Raw genomic sequence first — 24,755 nt, 5'->3', positions numbered from 1 at the left:
ACGCACTTCAAACTATCAGTGCGTTTTTATAACTAGCAATTAAATACTATTTCACTTTATCATCGCTTGCATCAGCTGGGTGCGCGTCGGTTACCGATTCAGCTTCAGTAGCTGGCGCTGGCGGAACAATAACTTCTTGAGCCTCAACCGCTTCGACAGGTTCTACATCGGCAACGTCTTGCGTAGCCGCCACGGTTTGTTCTACCACAACTGCTTTACTTGGCTGTGGAGGCTCAGGCTGATAAAAGCTTGCACCAGCATCAGCCATCGCAACTAAAGCTGCACACGGCGCAAATACCGGATTAAAATTAGCAAAAGTAGCCATTTCTGAGCTTACTTTGTTTGCGCCAAGTTTATCCATATAGCTAAATGGACCACCTAAAAATGGCGGGAAGCCAATACCAAAGATTGCGCCAATATCACCATCACGAGGACTGGCAATAATGCCTTCGTCTAAACAGCGGGCAGCTTCGTTAAGCATTTGTGCCACACAACGTTTAGCAATTTCGCTTTTATTTAAACGCGGTGATGGGCTCACGCCGAGTAATTCGTAAACTGATTCGTCTACTTTTTTAGCTTTCTTATCGTAAAGATAAAAACCACGGCCAGTCTTCCGGCCTAAGCGTTTGGCATCAATTAAACGTGAAAACGCATCGGGTGCTTTAAAACGATCACCGAGTTCTTTTTCAAGAATTGGCGCAATCTTAGAGCCGATATCAATGCCGACTTCGTCTAATAGTGCTAATGGTCCAACAGGGAAACCAAACTCAACGAGTGCCGCATCAATCTTTTCAATTGGCTCACCTGCCAGTAATAAGTTAGCCGCTTCATTCACATAAGGCGCTAAAATACGGTTAACGTAAAAGCCTGCGCTATCTTTAACAACGATTGGTGTTTTACCTTGCTTACGGGCAAAATTTACAATCCGGGCGATAGTCTCTTCTGAGGTGCCTTCGTGTGGAATGATTTCAACCAATGGCATTTTCTCAACTGGTGAGAAATAATGTAAGCCAATTACATTCTCTGGACGGGCAGCTTCTGCCGCAATTTGTGAGATAGGCAATGATGACGTGTTACTAGCAAAAATTGTGTTTGCTTGGCATTCACGTTCTACATCTGCCACCATACCTTGCTTAAGGCTTAGGTCTTCAAATACCGCTTCAATCACTAAATCAATGTGTTTAAAACCACTGTAGTTAGTTGTACCAGTAATTCGGTTCATAGTTTGTTGCAGTTCAGCCTTAGATAAAATACGGCGCTTTTGCTTTTTATCTAAAATTTTATAGCTGTAATTCATGGCATTACTTATGCCCTGCTCTGCAACATCTTTGATACGAACTGGTACACCGGCTTTTACAGCACTAACATGGGCAATACCTGCGCCCATTAAACCACCGCCTAGTACGGCTGTTTTAGTGATTGCTGGAGCGTCGTCGTTGCGCCACTCTTTTTTCATTTCAGTGGTGGCAAAAAATATCCCACGTAATGACTTTGATTCGCTACTCATTACTAAAGTAGCAAAACCTTCCGCTTCTGTTTTATAAGCTTTTAGTTCATCCAGCTCAACACTTGCGCGTATTGCTTTGATAATAGCCAACGGCGCAGGATAATGACCACCGGTTTTTTTCAGTACATTTTCTTGTGCTTTTTTAAAGATGAAGTTTCGGCCAAACGGATTCGATTCTAATAATTGGCTAATACGATCAAGCTTAGGCTTGGCCGCTTTCGCTTTACCTTTTGAAGCAAATTCTTTTGCTACTTTTAGCAATACGGTCTGTGGTACACAATCATCTACCAAACCCGATTTTTTAGCTTGTTTAGCGCGAATTTGTTTACCTGTTAACGTCCACTCAAGGGCTTTTTGCAAACCAACCAGTTTAGGCAAGCGTTGCGTTCCACCACCACCGGGTAATAAACCAAGTTGTACTTCAGGTAAGCCTAGTTTAGTGATATCACTGTCTGTACATACGCGATAATCGCACGCCAAGGCAAATTCTAAACCACCACCCAATGCCGCACCATGAATGGCACTAACAGTTGGAAATGGCAGTTTTTTCATATCAAAAAATGCACGGTGGCATAATTCGCTGATCGCCAGTGCATCATCACGACTTTGCACGTTATCAAGCATTTTTACATCAGCACCAGCAATAAAGTTATCGCTTTTACCACTAATGAATACCATGCCCTTCACTGACTGCTGTTTTGCGTCATCAAGTAAGGCTGTTAAATCATCTGCAAAAGTGTCGCGCAGGGTATTCATTTTTTCGCCCGGCACATCAATGGTGACAACGGCAATACCGCTATCATCAACGTCTAAATTAAATACTGACTGTGTCATTACGCACTCTCCAATACAAAGGCTGCACCTAAGCCACCTGCGGCACACGCAGTTGTTAGTGCTAAGCCACCGCCACGGCGGTTGAGTTCATGTAAACTTTGGGTGATAAGTCGTGCGCCGGTGGCTGCAAATGGATGACCATATGCAAGCGAACCGCCTAAAACGTTAAACTTATCCATGTTAATTTCACCAATCGCTTTGCTGCGACCGAGTTTTTCTTGCGCAAACTTATCTGAGGCAAACATTTTCATGTTCGCTAACGTTTGTGCTGCAAAGGCTTCGTGCATTTCAATTAAATCAAGATCGGCAAGCGTTATGCCAGCTCTCGCTAAGGCAACAGGCGTTGAATGAGCCGGCCCCATTAGCATGTCTTCATTCACACCAATGGCAGAGAATGCAAAGCTACGTACATAACCTAAAATGTTATAGCCTAATGCTTTGGCTTTACTTTCGCTCATCATTAATACCGCTGCTGCACCATCAGTTAGCGGTGTTGAGTTTGCAGCAGTGACTGAGCCATGCTGACGGTCAAACGCTGGTTTTAATTTAGCGTACCCTTCAACCGTTGAATTATGGCGAATATTATTATCTTGTTCGATAAAACTTTTATACGGCGGTAAATGTGCAGTCATCACTTCATCAGCAAGTTTACCATCTGCCCATGCTTGGCTAGCAAGAGTATGTGAACGATGTGCTAAGGCATCTTGATCTTCACGGCTAATACTGTGAGTTTTTGCCATCTGCTCGGCAGTTTGACCCATAGATAAACCAGTTGAATATTCTGCAACCGCAGGCGGTACTGGTAATAAATCTTTTAAACGCAGCTTAGAGAATATTTTTAAGCGCTGACCTAAGGTACGTGCTTTATTGAGATCAACAAGGCTACCTGCTAATTTTTTACTTACGCCGATTGGCAATACCGATGACGAGTCTGCACCACCAGCAATACCCACTTGCACCGAACCTGCCATGATTGATTCAGCCACATTAGCAATCGCCTGAAAACTAGTAGCACAAGCACGTGATACGGAGTACGCATCAACAGATACTGGCATACCAGTACCCAATACGATTTCGCGGGCAATGTTTGGCGCTTCTGGCATTTGTACTACTTGACCAAACACTAATTGATCAATTTCAGATTTATCAAAGTTAAGGCGTTCAAGCATTTCGTTAACGACTAACTTCCCCATATCAAGGGCTGGTACATGATGAAATGCAGTTGCTTGTTTAGCAAATGGCGTACGTAAACCACTGACGATGGCAATACGATCGCCCTTTGCTGTTTTTAGTATATTTTGCTCAGACATTAATGCTCTCCCGCTGACAGGTCTGACCTGTTTGTTTTCCTCGATTCTAAACAACCCGTGTGCTAAAGCCAATAGCGAAATTGAAAATAGTATAATTAGTTACCAACCATAGGCTTTTTTTAGCATATTTACAAAAAATACTGCGCTTTCTATGCTAGGGTAAAAATCGTTAAAAAATAACGAACTATTTTGAAAACTTGAGTCTAACACTTGTGTTATAAACTATTTACCCATATTACTAGTTAAGCTTTTATAAACCTTGCAAATCAGGACAGTTTTTTTACTATGGCCACTAACGTATTTTCACAATTAAAAACTTATTTAGATAGCCAAATTATTGGCCAGCCAGAATTAACGCAAGCACTACTTATTGCTATTTTAGCCGATGGTCACTTATTAGTAGAAGGCCCTCCAGGGCTTGCTAAAACTCGCGCAGTAAATGCATTAGCCAAAGGCGTTGAAGGCTCATTCCAACGCGTACAGTTTACCCCAGATCTATTACCTGCTGACGTAACCGGTACTGATATTTACCGCCAACAGACCAGCGAGTTCGTTTTTGAGAAAGGCCCACTATTTCATAACCTAATTTTAGCCGACGAAATTAACCGTGCCCCAGCTAAAGTACAATCAGCCTTATTAGAAGCCATGGCTGAGCGCCAAGTCACGGTTGGTAAAAACACTTATCCGCTGTCGGATTTATTTATGGTGATGGCAACCCAAAATCCACTGGAGCAAGAAGGCACTTACCCGCTACCAGAGGCGCAATTAGACCGTTTCTTACTCCACCTAAGTATTGATTATCCAGGCGCCGAGCATGAGCTTGATATTTTACGCCTTACCCGTGGCGAAGCGTTGAGCGAGCATCAAGCACCAGCACAACAAATTAGTCAAAGCGATTTATTTGCCTCTCGCAAAGCAATTTTAGGGCTGTATTTAGCTGAGCCACTTGAGCAATATTTAGTGCAACTTATTATTGCAACGCGTGAAGGCGCAAAACTAGACGCCCAATTAGGTAGCTGGATTGAATATGGCGCAAGTCCGCGTGCCACCATCGCCTTAGATAAATGTGCCCGTGCTCATGCATGGTTACAAGGTCGTGACTTTGTTGCTCCAGATGATATTCAAGCTGTGTTACATAATGTTCTGCGCCATCGCATTATTTTAAGTTATGAAGCACAAGCCGATGGCGTTACTAAAGATCAAGTCATTAGCCGTATTTTAGAACTTGTTGCCGTGCCATAAACCATGCAAAGCCAATTAGATAACCAACAGTGGCTCAGCCTAAGTCATAGCCATGGGGTCGACTTAGGCTTGAAAGAGCTGATGTATTATAAAGCGAAAGCTCGCTTATTAGAGCTTGCGCCAAAAGTTAAAATTAGAAATAGCCTGACCGGCCAATATCTCGCGCCTCATAAAGGCCGTGGTATGGAGTTTGCTGAAGTACGTCATTATCAACAAGGCGATGATATTCGCTCAATTGATTGGCGCGTTACAGCACGTACTGGCGAAACACACACTAAGTTGTTTCAAGAAGAAAAAGAACGGCCAGTGTTTGTGTTTACAGACTTTTCTAATTCAATGCTGTTTGGCTCAAAGCTATTACTTAAATCTGTGCAAGCGGCGCATATAAGTGCCTTGGTTGCGTGGTCAGCGTGCCAACGCGGCGATCGCATCGGTGGCATAGTGTTTAATCAACACGGTCATTTAGAGCTCAAGCCCAGCGCCCGCGAAAAAGCCGTGTTAAAACTATGCCACAATTTGTGTAATAACCACCAGCAAGCACTCGCGCAGATTGATGAGCCCGCAGACAATAAACTCAGTGATAATCTAAAACGTTTGAATCATTTAGCCAAGCCGGGCAGCTTAGTCTATTTAGTGTCAGATTTTAGCGCCCTTGATGATGCCAGTTTTAAACAACTAGAAATACTGAGTCGACATTGTGAACTGATCGGCTGCCATATTAGCGACCCATTTGAGCATCAGCTACCGGCGTTTAAACAAACAGTAACGGTTAGCGCCAACGGCAGTGACTTTGCGTTACCGCTGATGGATAAAAGTTTTCGTGATAAATTTGCTAAAACTGCTGAGCAAGCATTTACCGCACGAATGCAACGCTTAACTAAATCGGGTCTTAATTTAATATCATTCAATGCAGCCACACCTCTTGAGCTGCAATTAGTGAGAAAGTAATATGCAAACCTCTCCATTAGCTGGCCTCCATGATGTGATTGTGCCAAGCCATGTTTCTTGGTGGCCTTTAGCACCTATTTGGTGGCTCATCATTGTCGTGTTACTCGTAACTGTAAGCTTTATAAGTTACCAATTGTACCGGGCACGGCAGTTTAAAAAAGCTAAACGCCAAGCTATTTCCCTCAGTGAACAACACGCAGAAGATGCCCAGCAACTACATATTTTAATTAAACGCCTGGTTTTACACTATTATCAGCAAAGTGCTGCATCACAAGGCACGAAACAATGGTGTATTACTCTAAATAAGCTGACCGGACAACAATTTACTGAACACGAACTGATGAGCCTTTATCAATCACAAAGCAATCAAACTGCGCTGGCACAGAAATTAAAACTCGCCATTGTGCAATTTAAATTAAAGGAGCCGCTGAATGTTTGAATTTAGCTGGCCTTGGTTATTTGTATTATTACCGCTGCCTTGGTTGTTGCGCTTATTTAAGCCAGTGCACAGTGAAGGCAATACCCGCTTACGTATTCCAAGCTTCGCCAAACACAATTTAGGCGCGCAAGTTGTCCAGCAACAGGCGCGTGGTATTAGTATATTTGAATGGTTGGTTTGGTTGCTTTTAGTCACCGCTTTAGCTAACCCAACCTGGCTTGATGAGCCAATTACCTTACCTAACGAAGGCCGCGATATCATGCTAGCTGTGGATTTGTCAGGATCAATGACCGAGCAAGATATGGCTTATCAGGGCCAATATGTTGACCGTTTAACTATGGTAAAAGCGGTATTAAGTGACTTTATTGAGCAACGTCAAGGCGATCGTTTAGGGCTGATTTTATTTGGTGATACGGCATTTTTACAAACACCACTAACGCGAGACGTTAAAACCGTAAGCCAAATGCTATCAGAAGCGCAAATAGGCTTGGTTGGCCGTGCCACCGCCATTGGCGATGCACTGGGCTTATCAGTAAAACGTTTTGCCAGTAAAGATGAAAGCAATCGCATTGTGGTGTTATTAACAGATGGTCAAAACACCGCCGGTAACTTAGATCCAGAAGAAGCCCTACTGCTTGCCCGCGAAGAAGGCATTAAAGTGTATACCATCGGCGTAGGCTCTGATAATCCGCGTGGCTTTAGCTTATTTAATATGGGAGGCATGAGCGGAGGTAGTTTAGATGAAACCCTGCTAAAACGTATTGCCGAACAAACTGGCGGCCTTTATTTTCGCGCAAAAGACGTTGCCGGCTTACAACAAATTTATCAAGAACTTGATAAACTTGAGCCGATCAGCGCTGATGAGCAAACCTTTCGCCCACAAAGTGCGTTATTTTACTTCCCTTTATTAATTGCACTGACCTTGATTGGTCTGCGCGTTATGTTTATCAGTGCAAAAGCATTAAGACAGGAGGCCTAATGGACTTTGAATTTATCCGCCCGACCGTATTGTGGTTATTAGTTCCTGTGTGTTTAGTGTTTACTATTGCAATAATAAAGCACAAGAAAACCAGCCAAGGTGAATTAATAGCAGCTCACTTAGCAAAATTTGTGATCAACACCAACAACCAAAAAAACACGCAACCCATGTGGCTAATTGCCCTCTTTGCAGTGTTAGCCGTCATTTTTAGCGCAGGGCCCAGTTTTGAAGAAAAACAAGTGCCGGTATTTCAAAGCAAAAATGCCCGTGTAATTGTGATGGATATGTCGCTATCGATGTACAGCACGGATATTGCGCCCAGTCGTTTAGTGCAAGCGCGCTTCAAAGCGCTGGATATGATCAAACTATTTAAAGAAGGTGACACTGCGTTAGTGGCCTATGCAGGCACTGCTTATACCATTTCGCCGCTAACCAATGATGCCGCGACGCTTGAAAACCTGATCCCAAGTTTAAGCCCAGATATCATGCCTGATAAAGGCTCCAACGTACTTGCTGGGCTTGATGCTGCAAAAGAGTTATTAACACAAGCCGGATACCTTGAAGGCGATATTATCTTAGTAACAGATGGTATTGAACAAAGTGAGCAACAAGATATCAGCCAATTTACAGACGCTAACCCTTATCGATTAAACATTTATGGTATCGGAACAGAGCAAGGCGCGCCAATTAAACTTCCTGAAGGTGGGTTTTTAAAAGATAGTTACGGGCAAATTGTGGTGCCCACCATCAACATCAGTATGCTTAATGGTCTAGCAAGAAACAGTGGCGGTAAATTTGCGACTTATCAACCTAGTGCCCGCGATATTCAAATTTTTGCTCCCAGTGCAAATAGTGAAATACTGAAAAATGAAAAACAAAGTCAAGCGCTCTGGCGTATTGATGCGGGGATTTATGGCTTGTTTATTTTACTGCCAATGATGCTGTGGATTTTTCGCCGAGGAGCTTTTGCAGCTGCATTTTTAGTGGTGAGCTTTTTACCGCAACACAATGCTTATGCAGTAGAGCTGCCTTCGGTATTTAAAAATCAAGATCAACGTGCGCTGGACGCCTATCAACAAGGTGAATATGAGCAAGCTGCCACAGCAGATTCTAGTCAACTAAAAGGCGCGGCGCTTTACCAGCAAGGTAATTTTGATGCTGCATTGGCACAATTTAGCCAAGATAAAAGCGCCACTGGTTTATATAATTACGGTAATGCTCTAGCAAAGGCAGGCAAGCTAGACGAAGCAATTGCCGCCTATCAGCAAGCACAAACTTTGCAAGACGACTTTACCCAAGCAAAAGAAAATCAGGCACTCGTTGAGCAATTGAAAAATCAACAGCAACAGCAGCAAAATCAACAAGGCCAAGACGGCGAACAAAACCAAGATCAAAAAAGCCAAGATGGTGAACAAGGTCAAGATCAGCAAAATAAAGATAAGTCACAGCAAGGTGAACAGCCAAATCAGGACCAGCAATCTCAACAAGGCGATCAATCTAAGCAAAGTGATGATCAGCAAGATGGCAAACCATCTGATCAACAAACTGACAAGCAAAACGAGCCACAAATGGAGGCGGAACCTGAGCAAGGTGATAAAACTGATGGGCAACAGCAACAAGATGCGCAAACCGAGCCCCAAGATGACTCTGCAAACGATGATAAGCAGGCGCAGCCACAAATGACTCCTGAACAACAGCAACAAGCTGAAGAAGCGGCAAAGCAACAAGCTATGCAAGCACAAACCGCAGAGCTTACCAACGAAGAGAAAGAGAAAGCGCAGCAGCTTAGTCAGTTATTGCGAAAAGTACCCGATGATCCCGCAATCCTGTTACGTAACAAAATGCAATTAGAAGCCCAAAAACGAAACAATCAACGCCGTCCACAAGGAGTCGAAAAATCATGGTAATGCGATTAATCTGTTGTTTATTGCTTATCAGCGCTATGCCCTCGTGGGCCGTTACGCAATTACAAGCCAGTGTTGATAAAAACCCGGTACTAGCGGGTGAATTTTTTATGCTCAATATCAGTGCAGATGACACCATAAAAAATGATCAACCTGATACCTCAGTCCTGTTAAAAGACTTCGTGGTTGGCCGCACCAGTGTCAGCACCCGCACAAACATCATTAATGGTAGTATTTCAAAAGAAACCACTTGGTCTATTAAACTTATGACCCGCACTGCCGGTGATTATACAATCCCAGCATTTAGTGTAGCTGGTGTCAGCTCTGCGCCCATTGCATTAAAAGTGGCTGAACGCAGTAAAGATGCGCAGCAAAACAACGATATTTTTATTAAAGCATCGCTTTCAAGTGACAGCCTATTTGTTCAAGAGGCAGGGCTTTACACGGTTAAGCTATATCTTGCCAAAGAGTTACTTGATGGTAATTTAAGTGCCCCCGCGATGCCCGATGCGCAGCTAAGTCAAATCGGCAAGCAGACTGAAAACTATGAACTTGTTGATGGTAAGCGTTACTTAGTGATCACTCGCGAGTATTTAGTACAGCCCCAAAAAAGTGGTAGTTACACGATTCAAGCACCAACTTTTCAAGGTCGAATTCGCCAAGACTATCGCCAATTAGATGTATCTGCACTGGGTGATAATGTCGATATTGAAATTAAACCGATACCAAGTGACTACCAAGGTGCATGGCTGCCTAGTGAATTAGTTAATTTAGATGAGCAATGGCAACCCGCTGACGACACAGTAGAAGTGGGTACACCTATTACGCGAACGCTGACCTTAACTGCACTTGGTATCACCAAAGAGCAACTACCTGATATTGAACTGCCTGAAATCAAAGGTATTCGCAGTTACCCAGATGAAAAAGAAAATAATCATTTGGTTCGCGATGGTCGGGTAATATCACAACAAACAGCCTCGTACGCTTTGTTACCGCAGATGCCAGGCACTTATACACTGCCAGAGGTAAGCGTCCCTTGGTATAACACTAAGATTAACCGGATCAGTTATGCAACATTACCAGCTCGTACTATTACAGTAACACCTAGTAGCACAAGCACTCCAGCAGCCGTTGCTGCGCAGCCACTTACGCCATCACAAAGCGCAACAACAGATGCTGCAGCAATAAGTTATCAAGCAACGCCGATAAATCAGTATCCGCTATGGTTAATTATTATCAGTGTGATTGGTTATTTATTATGGTTTATTACCTTGATTTTATGGTGGCGCAGTCAATCTCAGCGCAGCTTGATGCAAGCAAAGCCGACAGTAACCCATAGTGATTCATCAATTTCATTAGATGAATTAAAGAAACACGCTAAAAGCAATGATGTAAGTGCCTTTTATCAGGCGCTAAATCGTTACGCAATGCACTTAACAAAACAATCGAGCGGTGCAATAGACAAGCTCGAACAACTAGCTGATAATGCACAGCTTAGTCAACATATTGCTAAACTAAGGGCTGCACTCTATAGTCCTAATGATACAGATGTTGATTTAATTGCGATTGTCGGCATGTTAGAAGAGCAACGTAAAGTACAAAAAAATCACAACAAGCTGTATTAAAAGGACTTTATAAATAGAGTTTAAGTGACGGGGAGCAATCCCCGCGCTCAAATAGTAAATAACTTAAAATAAATAAAAAAAGTGCTTATGCTTGGAAATGAAAACTCTAAAAGTCAGGTCTTAGTTGATATGGCAGAGAAAAAAACACGCTATGAAAAACTTGTTCATGTTTATCATAGCGAATTATATCGCTTTGCTTATTGGCTCTGCCGCGACCCTAATATTGCCGAAGATCTTGTCCAAGAAACATTTTTACGTGCTTGGCGATCTCTGGATTCATTATTAGATCAAAAAGCAGCTAAGCCATGGCTATTGACGATTTTACGCCAGGAAAATGCCCGTCGTTTTGAACGCAAACAATTTGATTATAGCGATGTTGAAAACGACACCTTAGTTGACGAAAAAAGCGTCACCTTGGATGACGAAATGGAACAAACAGTGATCCAACGTCAAATCGCTAAGTTACCTGATGAATACCGCGAGCCATTATTATTACAAGTCGTTATGGGCTGCTCCGGTGAAGAGATAGCAGAAATATTAGATTTAAATAAAAACACGGTTATGACGCGTTTATACCGCGCCAGAAACCAGTTAAAAGAGGCATTGAGCCGTGATGATGAACAACTTAAAGGGGCATCAAATTAATGGATGATCTCGAGTTTCGTCGCCGAATTAGCGCACACCCAAACAGCACAGATAAGGAGCTTGTGGAGTTTGCAGAGCAACACTCTGAGCGACAAGAATTTATTAATGATATGCAGGCCTTTGATTTAGAGCTTGCCAATGCACTTGACGTACCGGTGCCAGCAGGTCTTGCCGAGCGTATTTTAGCAAACACCGCAGCGCATGCACAAAACGAGTCGGTCACAACTGAGCAACTCAACCAAGCACCAGCTGATACCAGCGCGCAAACACCGCCGCAACGAACAGATAATGTAGTTGAGGCAAGTACACGTTTTAAACGTGCTCGTTTACCACTTGCCATGGCAGCCTCAGTATTAGTGGCTGTGGGAGCATTTTTATTTAGCAGCGAACAAAATGTCGCGTACGCAGCTGGCGAACATGCGCTTGCTCATGTTTACTATGAAATTAATTCGCTGCAAAAGACCGAAGCAATCAGCTTAGCAACGGTAAATGAAAAATTTGCTGTGTTAGGCGGCCATTTAGATGAATTGCCAGGTAAAGTGACTTACCTAATGTTTTGTGACTTTAAAGGCCAAAAGGGATTACACCTGGTTTTGAATCAGACTATGGCCCGATGACGGTATTTATAGTGCCATCAAAACAGCAATCGTTTGGCATCGGCGACGATGATTTTCAAGACGATCGTTTTGAAGGCCATATTAACCGTGGTGCTGACGCAGATACTATTTTAGTAGCAAGTCTTGGTGCGCCATTAGAAAATTACAATGATCGTATTAATGGTGCGATCCGCTGGTTAAATTAACCTTCCTTTTGCATTGCCGTTATTATGGCGGCAATGCAATTTATACCTTCACGAAACAATCGTTATATACTTCCCGCTTTAACCAATAATTGCTTTTAAATTAGTCTATTGACCAAGCTACTGAGCATTTTAGAGCTAATTCCGTTTGTCGCTATTTATCTAATTCCTGAACTACTTTAGAATCGCCGTTCTAATTTGTTTTAAGGAACTTCATGAAAAACCTGATTGTTATATTTTCATTGCTTGCTCTACTATGTACTGCAAGTTTTGATGCACAAGCACGTAAAAAGTTTGGTAGTAAAAAACGTGGCCAAACACCAGAAACACAACAAACCGCACAAAAACAACAAACAGATACCAATACCCTCGCCCCTGCTGCAAAACCAAAATCAAGCAAAAAAGGCATGATGGCAGGTATTTTTGGCGGCTTATTAGCCGGTGGATTAATCGCCGCAATGATGGGCGATGACTTTGAAGGGATGCAACTACTTGAGATAATTTTAATGGCAGGTATTGCCTTTATTATCTTTAAACTTGTCATCGGTATAATACGTCGTAAAAACGCCCCTGTAATGGCGCACGGCCAAGGAGCATTTACTGCACCGCAAATGAGACAAACTGCGCCTGAGCACACCACTACAAGTGGATTTAGTCAAACCAATGACGTACCGTTTAATTTACCCGCTAACTTTGATACTAACGGCTTTTTACAAGGTGCGCGTAGCCATTATCATACATTGCAAACAGCATGGAATAATGCTGACTATGCAACGATGGCTGAATACTTAAGCCCTGAACTAGTCGCTGAATTTAAAGCGGAACGTGAAGCGATTGACAGCGTTGCAACTGACGTGATGTTTATTGATGCAGAACTTGTACGTGCCGATACCGACACACAAAAATGGCAAGTAAGTGTACGTTTTAAAGGGAAGTACCGTGACTTAGGCGATAATAAAGAACAGCCTATTTTAGAAATTTGGCACTTAGAGCGTGCCACCAGCGATGATGCGCCTTGGCTGATTGTTGGTGTTGAAGATTTAATTGACGCGTAGTTCTAGGTTCTAGGTTCTAGGTTCTAGGTTCTAGGTTCTAGGTTCTAGGTTCTAGGTTAAAAAATAAAACCGCGCCACAATAAGTTAGTGCGGTTTTTTATTTCAATAAACGCTATTTAAATAAGATTATTTACAAACATCTGCAACAGCATTTGCAAAGTAATCGATATTAGCTTGACTGATACCCGCTACGTTAACGCGGCTTGAACCAACAATGTAGATACCGTATTCTTTTTGCAGGCGCTCAATTTGTTCTTTATTAATACCTAAGAAAGAAAACATACCGTGTTGACGGTCAATAAATGAGAAGTCTTGAGCAATCTCTTTTGCCGCTAGACTGTCTTTGATCAAAGTACGTAGGCCATTGATACGGTTACGCATTTCATCAAGTTCACTGTGCCATTGTTGTGTCAGTTCTGTACTGCTTAAAATGGTATTTACAATGTCAGCACCGTGCGCAGGTGGCATTGAATAAATGCTACGTACCACACTTAACATAACAGAGTTTGAAATGTCTGCTGTTGCACTGTCTTTAGCAATAATTGAACATGCACCAATACGCTCGCGGTATAAACCAAAGTTTTTCGAACATGAAGAACAAATGATTAACTCATCAACTGCATTGGCTAAAATACGTAAACCATTTGCATCTTCTTCAAGGCTTGAACCAAAACCTTGGTATGCAATATCAACCAGCGGTGTAAAGCCAACATCTTTTGCCAGTTCAGCAACCGTGTTCCACTGTGCTTCGTTTAAGTCCATACCACTTGGGTTATGACAACATGCGTGCAGTAATACCACATCACCTTTTGGCACTTGGGTAAGGGTTTCGATCATTTCATCAAATAATAAGTCTTTGTTTTCATAATCGTAGTACGGGTATTCTTTAACTGTTAGGCCAGCGGCTTCAAACAAGCTAATGTGGTTTGCCCAAGTAGGATTAGTAACCCATACTGTCGCACCTGGATTACAGCGAACTATAAATTCAGCTGCAACACGCAGTGCACCTGTACCGCCTGGTGCTTGTGCTGTACGAACACGATTAGCTAATAACGCTTGGTGCTCACCTAATAATAGGTTTTCCATTTTTTGGCAGTAATCTAAGTTACCCGCCAAACCAATGTATGATTTGCTAGTTTCGTTTTCAAGACGAAACGCTTCAGCTTTTTTAACTGCTTTTAATACCGGCGTATTACCGAATTCGTCTTTATAAACACCAACCCCTAAGTCAATCTTATTTGGGTTAGTATCTTGCTTATAGGCCGCCATAAGGCCAAGAATAGGATCAGTGGGTAATGGTTTTAATACTGAGAACATTGACTATCTCTTTCATTATTTAGGGGTTAGCTGTTGCACTTAGCTTAACATAAAAGCTCACTAGATTGACTAGTGTTATTTACACTAAAAAGTGAGGAATTTTAATACAGCACGCAATTAATAGCGCTAATGTTTGCTGGTTGAAAAAATCGTTATTAAAGGCTTCGCCATCAACAATACCAACGCAGCGATTAGCACTGTCAAAAAGCGGTAAACAGGCTTCTGATTTTACTTTAGGGTCACAGGTATAATATTCACCACCCGCAGCCAAATACTGCTCAACGTTGTTGATCACTCGCCCTTTACTACTCAGTGCCACCTGCACATTATTACTACCAGCAGCAAATGCTTCAGTAAGAGGAAAAAGCGGTCGGCTTGGCGCGCCAAAGTAAGTCAGTTTAAGTAATTGCTGACCCTCAGGTGTTGCTGTACTTTGGTAAATGCCGTACCAATCAACCTTAGTTTGCGCTACAACGTAATCAACAATTAGTTGTAATTGAGCAAGCTTTTGCGTGGTGTGCTGATCTTGCGGTAAAAAATCAGTGAGTTTAAACGGCTCATCTTGTAAATAGCCAAATAAACTGCACGCCCCGCCTTCACCCAGTTCTGGTATTTGATATTGCCAGCGTACCTCAGGAAGCGACTGATTTGATAAATAGCTTTCGAGCTTAGTAAGCTCAGCAGAGACTAACTGAGCAGGCACATCTAACTGCGCAAGAGATAAATAAGAAGAAACCATTTAGCCATCCAAACATCTAAAAAACGAATCATAGCATGGCTAAACAACCACGACTAGCTTTGTTGCTGCGCTAATCGATAACACATTTCAATTTGATTACCCGATGAGTTATAAGTCACCTGCTCTGCTATTTCTTCTAATATAGATAGCCCACGACCGTGCTCGCGATTATTACTGTTAGCATTACTGTCGGTGCTTGCAAAACCATTGCCTGAATCGCAAATTGTAAAATAAAGGCTCAATGTATCAGGACAATAACGTATATCTACAATGATCAATGCATCAACGAGTTTGGCTAATGTTGCCTCTCGAAGTTGATAATACTCAATAAAACCATCCTCTTTATTTTTAATCGCTGAATCGAGCCCTAATACACCGTGATCAAGTGCATTATTATATGCCTCAGAGAGCAGTAAAAAAATATCAGAGCGGTGCTCTTTTAGCCCGCCAACTTGGGTGATCACTTCGACGATTTCAAGCACTGGATCGGTTTGTTTTATTTGCTGTGAATTAAGCGTTAAAGAAAAATTGAACGGTAATCGAGAGTAAGCGGCTTGCTCTTCAGCCGCAGCAGGAACCGCCATACAGTTAAAAAGCACTAAACTAAGGTCGTCCTGTTGTTTACTGCCATGAGCAAACTTGGTCACTTGATTGATCACATCTTTACAGCTGACTTGGGGCTTGCTTGCAAGTGCCTTTATAAAGCGTTGCTCTGAAAAAAATTCATCGTCTGCATTGGTAGTTTCTATAATACCGTCGGTGGCCAGTGCCAAACGCATACTGCTATCGACTTCAAAATGAATTAATTCACGCTCAAATTCATCGCCTTCTAAAATCCCTAAAGCCATGTGCTGTGACTCTAAGGTTTTTAATACGCTTCCTTGTTGATCAATTAAATAAGCATCAGGCAAGCCACCAAGCCAAGCAGAAACACTTTTACCGGAGCTACTTAACTCAATAATTGTCGCGGCACAAAACATATGCCCGGGCAATAATTGTACTAATACGGCATTAACTTCTGCGGCAATATCACTGACCGCCATGCCTTTATTAACCATAGTGTAAAACACTTTCGACGCCGGCAATGCCCCTACCGCTGCCGCTAAGCCATGGCCGGTAAAATCCCCCAGCATACAATACAAACTACCAATTGGACTTTGCCCAACCAAACACATATCACCATTAAACATAGAAGCCGGTGAAAGATGAAAATCAATGTTGTTGGTAAACTTATGTTGGTTTTCTAAGGCATTATTAAAAATATGCTCAACGATTTCGTGCTCGCGCTCGGTTTGATTGTAATGATATTCTAATAATTTATTTTGTTCGTGGGTTTTTAAACTCAGCTTGCGGGTGCGGCTATGAGCTTTTATTTTCGCGGTTAAAATTACTTTATCAAACGGTTTATGAATAAAGTCATCACCACCGACCTCTAAACAACGTTCAAAACTGTTTTGATCTTCCAAAGAGGTTATAAAAATAATTGGTAGGTGAACATCGTTGTATAACAGCTTAATTTTTGTCGCTGTTTCATAGCCATCCATTACTGGCATTATTACATCGAGTAGCACAATATCAATGCTTTGCTGTGCTAATATTGCTAATGCTTCAACACCGTTAGCGGCAGTCGATACCTCGTAATTTTGTTGCACCAGCATTACTTTCAAAAGCGTACAATTAAGTGGCTGATCATCAACAACGAGAATATGCATTAATCAATATCAAACTTTTTATCAAAACGTGATATTTGCAGGATTTTTTTCAGTTGCGGCTGACAATTACTGATTTGAATTGCATCAACTGAGGTACCCAAGGTCTTTTTCATATTCAGTAACATACCAAGGGCGGAGCTATCCATGTAATCTGTTTCTCGCAAGTCAATTACGACCTTAGCGGTTTTTTCATTGATATCGGAATACGACTGTCGAAATGACTGCACTAAATTAAAGTCGAACTTCCCTTTAATTTGAATAGTCAGTGTAGCACCATCTGCTGATGCACTCTTACTTAGACCCATTAGTTAACTCCTGCTCAGATTATCCATTCTTAATTAGTATTAAATATAACTTGTTAATGATAAATCACCAAAAATAAAACACCCTATGCACAAATTTGTTTTAGATTTGATATTATCTAGGCCATTGTTTATTTAACTTTTTAAATGCAGGTTAAGCATGAGTGATAGTAATCTCGTTTATTCAACCGAAACAGGCCGTATCAGCCAACCAAAACCAAGCACAGAAGTGGCTAGTAAAGTATTTAAAGACGGCGCCCTGCGCATCGAACGCCAAACCAAAGGCCGTAAAGGTAAAGGTGTTATGTTGGTAACTGGTATTGACAGCGAGCAACACGATTTAAAAAAACTCGCCAAAACCATTAAAAGTAAAATGGGCCAAGGCGGCGCGGTAAAAGACGGCATCATTGAAGTACAAGGCGACGACCGCGAAAAACTCAAAGTCATCCTAGAAGCACTTAAATTCAAAGTAAAAATTGCCGGAGGGTGAGCCGCTGGCTTGCCTATAAAAAGCAGAGACTTGATGACCTAATTGCATGTATGAACTTTCTTAATTTATGATCAATGTATTGTAATACAAAGAAAAACATTGGAGATAAAATTGTCTACTCCCACACAAAGAGAGCTTAAATGATATTAGATAATCTACCCAATAAAAAACTAGTCTCTGCTCTAAAAGCTAGTGCAGCTTTGGATATAGAGCTTTGTGAAGACGAATACCTAAGGTGCTTTTCTTACAAAGCTAATTGGGCGCCAGGGATAGACGTTGCTTCATATGAAAATGGTGGTGGTGATGAAATCGTCATTGTCATAAAAGGTGATGCTATTTTAATTAAAGGCTTCGATCATGAATCAGAAGTTAGTCCTCATGCTCAAGAAGAGTTTAGAATTTGGCCAGGGATGTATGAAGGGGCTCCTGAAGAACTGCTCGGCGTTTTAGATAACGATTTCTTCGAAATAGCTCATGTGACCTTTTGTTTTTGGCGTACTTCCAACTCAGGGTCATGGCAACAAGGAACTGTTAATTTCCAAAACAATGAAGATAACGGAGCTAATTGGCTGCTCCCGCAATCACTATAACTCCAGAATATTTTATTGAGTATGCGAAGGACTACTACCAAGATGACTTTAATAAAATAACACCAGCAAGGGTACACCAAGTATTCAGCGAATATGAATAGCACAAAACTTTATCGGTGCTGTTGATACAATAAAACAATGTAATAAAGTAATAAAGTAGCGTGGTAACTTGCTTCGCTTGTTCCTCGCGATTTAGCCACTCTCATTTTACCGCCAACTGCAGCGTTAATTTAACTGGAGCAACACTCAATTATGGATGATGTATCGAAGCAATTTAAACCAGTAAAAAAACGGTTTTATCTCATATTACTATTAACTGTTGTATGCTTTTCAAGTGGCTTTATTCTTCAATATTTTGATATTAAGTTTCTAAATCCTTTTTATGGTGCATTAATCGGAGTGCTCATATTTAACGTTGGTATTTGGTTGTATTACAGGTGTCCAAAATGTAACTCTATTCCATTTGCATCAGGTAGTGAAGGCGTAGAAATCAGACCTAAACTCTGCCATAAATGTGGTGCTAAATTCAGGTCAAAATAAACTAATAGATAGCAGCAAAGCCAAAGGCACTAATGCGGAGCAATAAAAGACGGCATCATCGAAATACAAGGCGACGACCGCGAAAAACTCAAAGCTATACAAAAAGCACTTAAATTCAAAGTAAAAATTGCCGTGGGGGAATCCCGGTTTTATGGTGTGTGGTACTTAGTCGTATGTAGTGGTATTTAATTAGTTGTCCGTGACGATCTGAGCGGCGGGATTAAGCGTGAAGCGGACAGTTAAGAATTTTGATATCTGAAGTCAAGATTTGTTGGCGAACTATACTTAATGTACTGAAACCCAACAATGGCAGATGCTGTATGGCTTAAAAGCAGTTTCAAAATGTATTACGTCACGTTATTAACTTAAACTACTCCCAACTAAAAAACTCCGTCATGAAGTTGAATCTAATATTGCTAATAACCAACTGGGTCAAGCCATTGCTGACCATGAAGAAACAATATCTCATTGTCCACATTGCGATTCACACGAATTAGATACTGACTATATTGAGAATTATCTGAGTTGGTTTAGAACCATGGAAGATAACACGGAATTCTCAGATCAAACATGGATAAAAGAGGCTTTATAAAATGAATTCTCGCCTAGCCACACTTAACTACAACATAGCCATATATAAACAGTCGTTGTATCTGGTTTTTTCAACAACTCGCGGGATTATTTCTTGTATTTTACAACAACAAAAAAACAACAAATATAAATCCCTTGATTTACATTTAGATACAGAGTTAGACTGAAAGTATTAAAAAACTCAAAGGATTTTCTCTCTGCAACTTGTGGGTTTAGATCCTTTGAATAAGCTGTTAGGGCTCAATCACATATGTATGGATATATATGAAAAAAATTAATCCTTTAGTTATCGTATCAAGTGTTATAGCTCTCATTGAAGTTGCAATGACTGTTTTATATCCACAACTAGATCATCCTTATGAAAAAATTCCAGTTCTGTTTATAATTGTGATGATTCCGCTTGTTGTTGTATTTACATTTGCATACCTATGGATTAAAAAACCTGGCTTTTTATATTCGCCGTCTGAAATGGCAAACTTACCCAAAGAACACTTTGATGTAGTTACTTGTCATTATTGTGGTGTACAAGCTAGATCTTCGGAAATCACCAATGGTGCTTGTGTCTTTTGCAATCAAGAGCCCTAATCGGGTAGCCGGAGGTCTCTAACCTCCAGCCCCCACACCACCCATCATGCGGGTCCGCAATGGGCGGTTCATCTCCCGTAGTGAATATTGATCCAAATATCTCTTAATGACGCTAAACCTTGTGACGCTAGATAGTCATTGCCTATCGCAATGTTAATTCCTTTGTTTTTGAGCTTCTACAAGGACCTTCGCTTCCAAGCGCCTACTTTTGGTACTGGTGATACCACATGCAATGGCGAGTCGTTCGCTAACACCCAATTTCATTAAACTGCGTACTTTGGTGCGAGGTTTACGCCATTGCCGCCAGTAGCACATTCTTATCCTACGGCGGATACAATGATCTAAATCCATCGTTAGCTAATTAAAATGAAGGTCAAAATAGACAGCCCAATGGCGCGACGACAGCTTTTTCTTGAAGGAATGGTAAAAGACTCGGTTGTATTGAGCCTGCTTTCCTTATGGTAAAAAGCGGAATATTACAGTTAACAAAGGCATGAATAAATTGACCTTACGCGGTCAAACGAAAGTGAATGCCTCACTTCATTCTGTGGCAACTGTATTGCTTAGTTCATAATATAGAAAAGCAGCAAAACACGATGCATTAATAAAAGTAAGCCCTTATCACCTCAAATAAGCTACTCAAACACCTTTGATACCTTCCAAAACGCCAATTAAAGCAACAGCAAATCCTCTTTTTATATTTTACGTAAAATCGAAGTAACTAATTGAATCAAAATAGGAACTCGGCTATGGTTAATGCATCAATAAAAATAAATTAAAAACGGGTTATTCTACAGGCTCGTTAGGGTTACTTGGAGATTTGGTGGAAAATTTAAAGGCGAAGCTCATCGAATTAGAAGAGCATTTATTTAAGGCTGAGACCAGAGCTTCATACGGCGAATTGGATGAACTAATTGCGGATGAGTTCACTGAAATTGGTGGCTCTGGAGTTCGATTTGGAAAAAGAAGCTCTGGAGCGTCTGCCATCAGAATTGCCACCTAAGATCAGTGCATCTGAATATGAATTGAGACATTTAGCGCCAAATTGTGCCCAGTTACTTTATAAAGCTGTAATGGTAAAAGGTGGTGAAACAACCGCTATTTACTCATTACGATGTTCAATATGGTCTCTGATAAATGGGAGGTGGCAAATGATCTTCCATCAGGGCACCTTATGCAAAGCATTTTAGTAGTAACCCTAAAAATTAATATGCGGTTCTTTGGGTCCGCATCATTTAACAGTTAAGCAAACAAGGATAGTCCAATGAAATTTTTAATATCGTTAATTACCTTAATTATTTTCTCACTATCTGCTCTTGCAGATGAGACACTGCCTGAAAGTGTATTAAAACAAAAGGCTGAAGCATTCATACAAGCAAAAAATGCGAGGCAACAGCCAAACACTACCGTCGAAGACATAGATCATTTCATTTCATTTTTGGCTGATGAATTTATTGATGAACATCTGAAATTTAATGTCACTATCACGAGTAAGGAAGAGCTTCGACAAGGGATGATTGCGAAGATGAAAGACAAAGTAACATTCAGTGAAATTAAAATTGACCAGATGATGATTGGAAGCAATGTGGTATTCGTCAAATATACGGAACACGCTAAAGTCAAACCAAGCCACATGGATAAGGTCATTGAGTATACAAGTACTAATATAATGTCTCTAGAGTTTGATGATAATGGTCTTATCAAACATATTCGTAGACATCATGCGTAAGTGTTTGCCTAATAAGTTAAATCATCGAAAAACCACTCGCTGGCTGCGCCAAAACGCTAGCGTTTTCCGCTGTTTAAAGCGTTAGCTGTACAAGGAGTTACATTGAGCATTTTTAAACAATCAAGCCTATTTACATCGTTTCTAATAGTTTTCGGTTTTGCCTTTCGTTACTACGCGGTCTATAAATCGGATGTTGATATTAATATTTTAGGTGTAGCATTAAGCGTTATAGTTGCTGGTTTAATTGGCGGTGTAGGTTTTTATTTTGGTCAGCTTAAAATACAAGAAACATTACCCGTAAAATACTTAGCATTTTCTGCGTTATTTGTTTTCTTTATGTCACATAATTTAAGTAATTTACTCGGTTTATACCAATTATCATGGTTTGCATATTTAGCAGTTGTTTGTTCTTTGGCTTTTGTAATGGCACTACGTGTACCTAAAATGCTTAACAAAGAAAAGTACAACTAATCGGGTAGCCGGAGGTCTCTAACCTCCAGCCCCCACACCACCCATAATGCGCTTTTCATTAACAGGAAGTGCAATGGGCGGTTCATCTCCCGTAATGAATATTGATCCAAATATCTCTCAATGACACTAAACCTTGTGAAGCTAAATAGTTATTGCTCAGCGCAATGTTAATTCCTTTTGTTTTTGAGCTTCGACAAGGGTCTTCGCTTCCAAACGCCTACTTTTGGTACTGGTGATACCACAGGCTATGGCGAGTCGTTCGCTAACCCCCTCCAAGCGTTAGCGCGGATGCATGTTTATCAGATCTCTCCCCTTTTTACCTATAAAGAACAGGTGCATCGACTTTCTCTGCACAACTGCATCATTTACGGTGGTCGTTAGATCACATGACTTCGCTATCTTGTGCTAGCTCGTCTCCAGCCTACGCCTCATATGATGTTTTTGTTCATCAGCTCACTTTTATTTATCATAAAGAATGCTAACGGCTTCCTCCAGACTATCTCTCGCGATTTAGCCCTTGCCATTCGCTAGTAGTTATCGTTTAATAACAGTATGTTATTTAAACGGTGATCTTCCTACAGAGGACTTTCACCTCATAAGTCAATGCCCATGTCGGGCGTACACAAGTCAATGCAGCCGACCGCTAACGCGTCGGCTGATTGAAGCGTTATACATCCAAGGGAAAGTGTTGTGTTAATTCGAGCGATCAATAGCCAAAGAAAATTAAAACCATACTTTTACTCACAGTCTGCGAAGGTTGGTGGTGTTGGATGCTTAGTTGGGTTTTCGGTAGCATACCCATTGTTCTTCGTCATTGCCTCAAGTTTTGGGATCGAGTCAGATATACCAATTCGCAGCTATGACGGCGGTACTGTCTTGTTAATGTTCACTTTGTGCTTTTTACTTCTTTGCGTATCGATGTATGCATTCTGCGCTTTATTCGCTTTCATTTTCTATGGCTTTAAGTTCAAAAAAGGACATATCAATAAGCAAGAACTTATTAATATCGTATTTAAAGGTGTTTATCCTCAACGATGGCAAAGTGGACTTTAATTCGGATGTATAACAAGCGCCTTATACTCACCCAACAAGTTGGGTTGGGACAATTATTCGCTGCAACTTCGTTGCAAAACACTCATAATCGCCCCATAGGCGAGCATTAGTTTTCTATGATTATATATCGCATATTATTTTTAAATTTAATTTTTGTATCGGTGGCAATATTGGCAAGTGATAAATCTGATGGTACTACTGATGAACAATGGAACAAGTATCTTGAGCATAAAGCCACTTGGGATAAAATGCTCAAGGATCGTTATGATAATGAGTTAAAGCATACTCCACCTAAACCTCCCTGGATTAAATATCCTAATCGTCATCCAACTGATATATTTTGGCGAATGGGGAACGGTGAGGATTATTTAGCTGATTATTTCGGTTTGTATTTTAAATACTCTTCTAAAGCTGAGATAAATGCTTATAAACTTAAATACCCAGAACACACAGACTGGCTTGGGACGTATGAAAGTATCGAAAACTAACAAGCCGCCAAGGTTCGCCGCAAAAAGCGCGGCTGGGACAAATACTCTCTGGGCAAAGCCCAACAACGTTCGCATTTGCCTCTTGGCAAAGCGTTAGCCGTACAAGGAGTTCACATGAAAATATGGATATTGTTTCTCATTTCGAGTATCTCTTTCTTTGCACAATCTAATAACGATATTGCTGTGAAAAAGGAAATTGATTTATTTTTGGGCGTTTCTGAGTGTTTAAGGAATATTCCCAGCAAAAAAATTATAAATCAAGAACACGATGAATTATCTTTAATCACTAGCGTAATTGAAAATATTACTCTTGAATTAGGCACAAATGATAACGAGCAAAAAGAATTCAGAGAATTATATAAAATAGCTTCCAAATACTGTTCAAAAGAAATAAATGACCTTAAAGCTAGTTATAAAAGTACACCTAATCGGGTAACTGGAGGTCTCTAACCTCCCTCCACACTACTCCATCATGCACTTTTCATTAACAGGAAGTGCTATAGGCGGTTCATCTCCCGTTATCAATATTGATCCAAATATCTTTCAATGACACTAAACCTTGTGAAGCTAAATAGTTATTGCTCAGCGCAATGTTAATTCCTTTTGTTTTTGAGCTTCGACAAGGGTCTTCGCTTCCAAACGCCTACTTTTGGTGCTGGTGATACCACATGCTACGGCGAGTCGTTCGTTTACACCCAATTTCATTGAACTGCGTACTGCGCGAGGTAAACTCGCGCCTACGAGTCACTCCCCTAACACCTAGTTACCTAGCTCCTAAAACCTTTTTGTAATTGGCCTTCGTTATCCTCACCCCAACTACAATCGCTTGATTTATCACCAAGCAATCTTACAACTTATGAC

23 protein-coding genes and 3 pseudogenes are annotated in these 24,755 nt (G+C 41.1%); 19 read left to right on the top strand and 7 right to left on the bottom strand.

The window, feature by feature from the left end; all coding sequences use genetic code 11:
- Positions 1-46 precede the first annotated feature (46 nt).
- Together fadJ and fadI are read right to left on the bottom strand one after the other, a co-directional pair.
- Positions 47-2,341 (bottom strand): fatty acid oxidation complex subunit alpha FadJ, encoded by a 2,295-nt coding sequence (gene fadJ, locus P4S61_RS15070; protein WP_337118570.1) that lies wholly within the window; start codon positions 2,339-2,341, stop codon positions 47-49.
- On the bottom strand, positions 2,341-3,651 hold the full coding sequence (gene fadI / locus P4S61_RS15065) for an acetyl-CoA C-acyltransferase FadI (RefSeq protein WP_145240359.1): 1,311 nt from the start codon (positions 3,649-3,651) through the stop codon (positions 2,341-2,343). Before fadI ends, fadJ begins: the two co-directional genes overlap by 1 nt.
- A gap of 285 nt (positions 3,652-3,936) precedes the next feature.
- Here fadI and P4S61_RS15060 point away from each other — a divergent pair, with 285 nt between their 5' ends.
- From P4S61_RS15060 to P4S61_RS15020, 9 genes and pseudogenes are all read left to right on the top strand, one after another.
- Positions 3,937-4,893 (top strand): AAA family ATPase, encoded by a 957-nt coding sequence (locus tag P4S61_RS15060; protein ID WP_064667661.1) that lies wholly within the window; start codon positions 3,937-3,939, stop codon positions 4,891-4,893.
- A gap of 3 nt (positions 4,894-4,896) precedes the next feature.
- Positions 4,897-5,841 carry a DUF58 domain-containing protein gene (locus tag P4S61_RS15055; protein WP_337118569.1) on the top strand — a complete coding sequence of 315 codons (945 nt, stop codon included), beginning with the start codon at positions 4,897-4,899 and terminating at the stop codon, positions 5,839-5,841.
- Position 5,842: 1 nt separating this feature from the next.
- A complete protein-coding gene (locus P4S61_RS15050) occupies positions 5,843-6,280 on the top strand; it encodes a DUF4381 domain-containing protein (RefSeq protein WP_145240353.1) in 438 nt (145 codons plus the stop codon).
- Entirely contained in the window at positions 6,273-7,259 is a 987-nt protein-coding gene (locus tag P4S61_RS15045) for a vWA domain-containing protein (RefSeq protein ID WP_145240351.1), read from the top strand. Before P4S61_RS15050 ends, P4S61_RS15045 begins: the two co-directional genes overlap by 8 nt.
- Positions 7,259-9,166 (top strand): VWA domain-containing protein, encoded by a 1,908-nt coding sequence (locus P4S61_RS15040; RefSeq protein WP_145240349.1) that lies wholly within the window; start codon positions 7,259-7,261, stop codon positions 9,164-9,166. The genes P4S61_RS15045 and P4S61_RS15040 overlap by 1 nt, the downstream gene beginning before the upstream one ends.
- Positions 9,160-10,788 (top strand): BatD family protein, encoded by a 1,629-nt coding sequence (locus tag P4S61_RS15035; protein WP_442961567.1) that lies wholly within the window; start codon positions 9,160-9,162, stop codon positions 10,786-10,788. The genes P4S61_RS15040 and P4S61_RS15035 overlap by 7 nt, the downstream gene beginning before the upstream one ends.
- Positions 10,789-10,875: 87 nt before the next feature.
- Entirely contained in the window at positions 10,876-11,433 is a 558-nt protein-coding gene (locus P4S61_RS15030) for a sigma-70 family RNA polymerase sigma factor (RefSeq protein ID WP_337118568.1), read from the top strand.
- Positions 11,433-12,235 (top strand): annotated as a pseudogene (locus tag P4S61_RS15025) (DUF3379 family protein). Before P4S61_RS15030 ends, P4S61_RS15025 begins: the two are co-directional and overlap by 1 nt.
- 212 nt (positions 12,236-12,447) lie before the next feature.
- On the top strand, positions 12,448-13,287 hold the full coding sequence (locus tag P4S61_RS15020; protein WP_337118567.1) for a Tim44 domain-containing protein: 840 nt from the start codon (positions 12,448-12,450) through the stop codon (positions 13,285-13,287).
- A 126-nt stretch (positions 13,288-13,413) separates the two neighbouring features.
- Here P4S61_RS15020 and P4S61_RS15015 read toward each other — a convergent pair whose 3' ends face one another.
- The 4 genes from P4S61_RS15015 to P4S61_RS15000 all read right to left on the bottom strand — a co-directional run bounded on the left by P4S61_RS15015 (position 13,414) and on the right by P4S61_RS15000 (position 17,360).
- A complete protein-coding gene (locus P4S61_RS15015) occupies positions 13,414-14,604 on the bottom strand; it encodes an amino acid aminotransferase (protein ID WP_149983417.1) in 1,191 nt (396 codons plus the stop codon).
- Positions 14,605-14,683: 79 nt separating this feature from the next.
- Complete coding sequence (locus P4S61_RS15010) at positions 14,684-15,343, bottom strand: histidine kinase (RefSeq protein WP_182731054.1); 660 nt, start codon at positions 15,341-15,343, stop codon at positions 14,684-14,686.
- Between the two features lie 53 nt (positions 15,344-15,396).
- Positions 15,397-17,055: an ATP-binding SpoIIE family protein phosphatase gene (locus P4S61_RS15005; protein ID WP_337118566.1), complete on the bottom strand. Its 1,659-nt coding sequence runs from the start codon at positions 17,053-17,055 to the stop codon at positions 15,397-15,399.
- Entirely contained in the window at positions 17,055-17,360 is a 306-nt protein-coding gene (locus P4S61_RS15000; RefSeq protein WP_145240332.1) for an STAS domain-containing protein, read from the bottom strand. Before P4S61_RS15000 ends, P4S61_RS15005 begins: the two co-directional genes overlap by 1 nt.
- Positions 17,361-17,517: 157 nt before the next feature.
- Here P4S61_RS15000 and P4S61_RS14995 point away from each other — a divergent pair, with 157 nt between their 5' ends.
- The 3 genes from P4S61_RS14995 (at position 17,518) to P4S61_RS14985 (ending at position 20,153) form a co-directional block, all read left to right on the top strand.
- The gene (locus P4S61_RS14995; RefSeq protein WP_337118565.1) at positions 17,518-17,847 is read left to right on the top strand and encodes a stress response translation initiation inhibitor YciH; all 330 of its coding nucleotides are present in this window, start codon (positions 17,518-17,520) and stop codon (positions 17,845-17,847) included.
- A 140-nt stretch (positions 17,848-17,987) separates the two neighbouring features.
- Entirely contained in the window at positions 17,988-18,437 is a 450-nt protein-coding gene (locus tag P4S61_RS14990; RefSeq protein WP_337118564.1) for a hypothetical protein, read from the top strand.
- Between the two features lie 1,395 nt (positions 18,438-19,832).
- Positions 19,833-20,153 (top strand): hypothetical protein, encoded by a 321-nt coding sequence (locus P4S61_RS14985; protein ID WP_337118563.1) that lies wholly within the window; start codon positions 19,833-19,835, stop codon positions 20,151-20,153.
- A gap of 68 nt (positions 20,154-20,221) precedes the next feature.
- Here the strand turns inward: P4S61_RS14985 and P4S61_RS22995 are convergent.
- Positions 20,222-20,504 (bottom strand): annotated as a pseudogene (locus P4S61_RS22995) (group II intron reverse transcriptase/maturase); the annotation flags it as partial.
- Between the two features lie 12 nt (positions 20,505-20,516).
- Here P4S61_RS22995 and P4S61_RS22990 point away from each other — a divergent pair.
- From P4S61_RS22990 to P4S61_RS14950, 7 genes and pseudogenes are all read left to right on the top strand, one after another.
- Positions 20,517-20,758 (top strand): annotated as a pseudogene (locus P4S61_RS22990) (hypothetical protein); the annotation flags it as partial.
- Between the two features lie 218 nt (positions 20,759-20,976).
- Positions 20,977-21,156, top strand: a complete 180-nt coding sequence (locus P4S61_RS14975; RefSeq protein ID WP_337118561.1) for a hypothetical protein — start codon at positions 20,977-20,979, stop codon at positions 21,154-21,156.
- Positions 21,157-21,417: 261 nt separating this feature from the next.
- Entirely contained in the window at positions 21,418-21,882 is a 465-nt protein-coding gene (locus P4S61_RS14970; RefSeq protein ID WP_182759147.1) for a nuclear transport factor 2 family protein, read from the top strand.
- Between the two features lie 102 nt (positions 21,883-21,984).
- Entirely contained in the window at positions 21,985-22,353 is a 369-nt protein-coding gene (locus P4S61_RS14965) for a hypothetical protein (protein ID WP_182759148.1), read from the top strand.
- 690 nt (positions 22,354-23,043) lie between these two features.
- Entirely contained in the window at positions 23,044-23,406 is a 363-nt protein-coding gene (locus P4S61_RS14960; RefSeq protein ID WP_182759149.1) for a hypothetical protein, read from the top strand.
- 116 nt (positions 23,407-23,522) lie between these two features.
- Entirely contained in the window at positions 23,523-23,894 is a 372-nt protein-coding gene (locus P4S61_RS14955; RefSeq protein ID WP_182759150.1) for a hypothetical protein, read from the top strand.
- A 114-nt stretch (positions 23,895-24,008) separates the two neighbouring features.
- Entirely contained in the window at positions 24,009-24,344 is a 336-nt protein-coding gene (locus P4S61_RS14950) for a hypothetical protein (RefSeq protein ID WP_149981424.1), read from the top strand.
- Positions 24,345-24,755 lie beyond the last annotated feature (411 nt).

Source organism: Pseudoalteromonas sp. B160, from assembly GCF_037162485.1.
Taxonomy (GTDB): domain Bacteria; phylum Pseudomonadota; class Gammaproteobacteria; order Enterobacterales; family Alteromonadaceae; genus Pseudoalteromonas; species Pseudoalteromonas rhizosphaerae.
The sequence above is the reverse complement of the archived record's forward strand: the minus strand, read 5'-3'. Positions and strand labels throughout refer to the sequence as shown.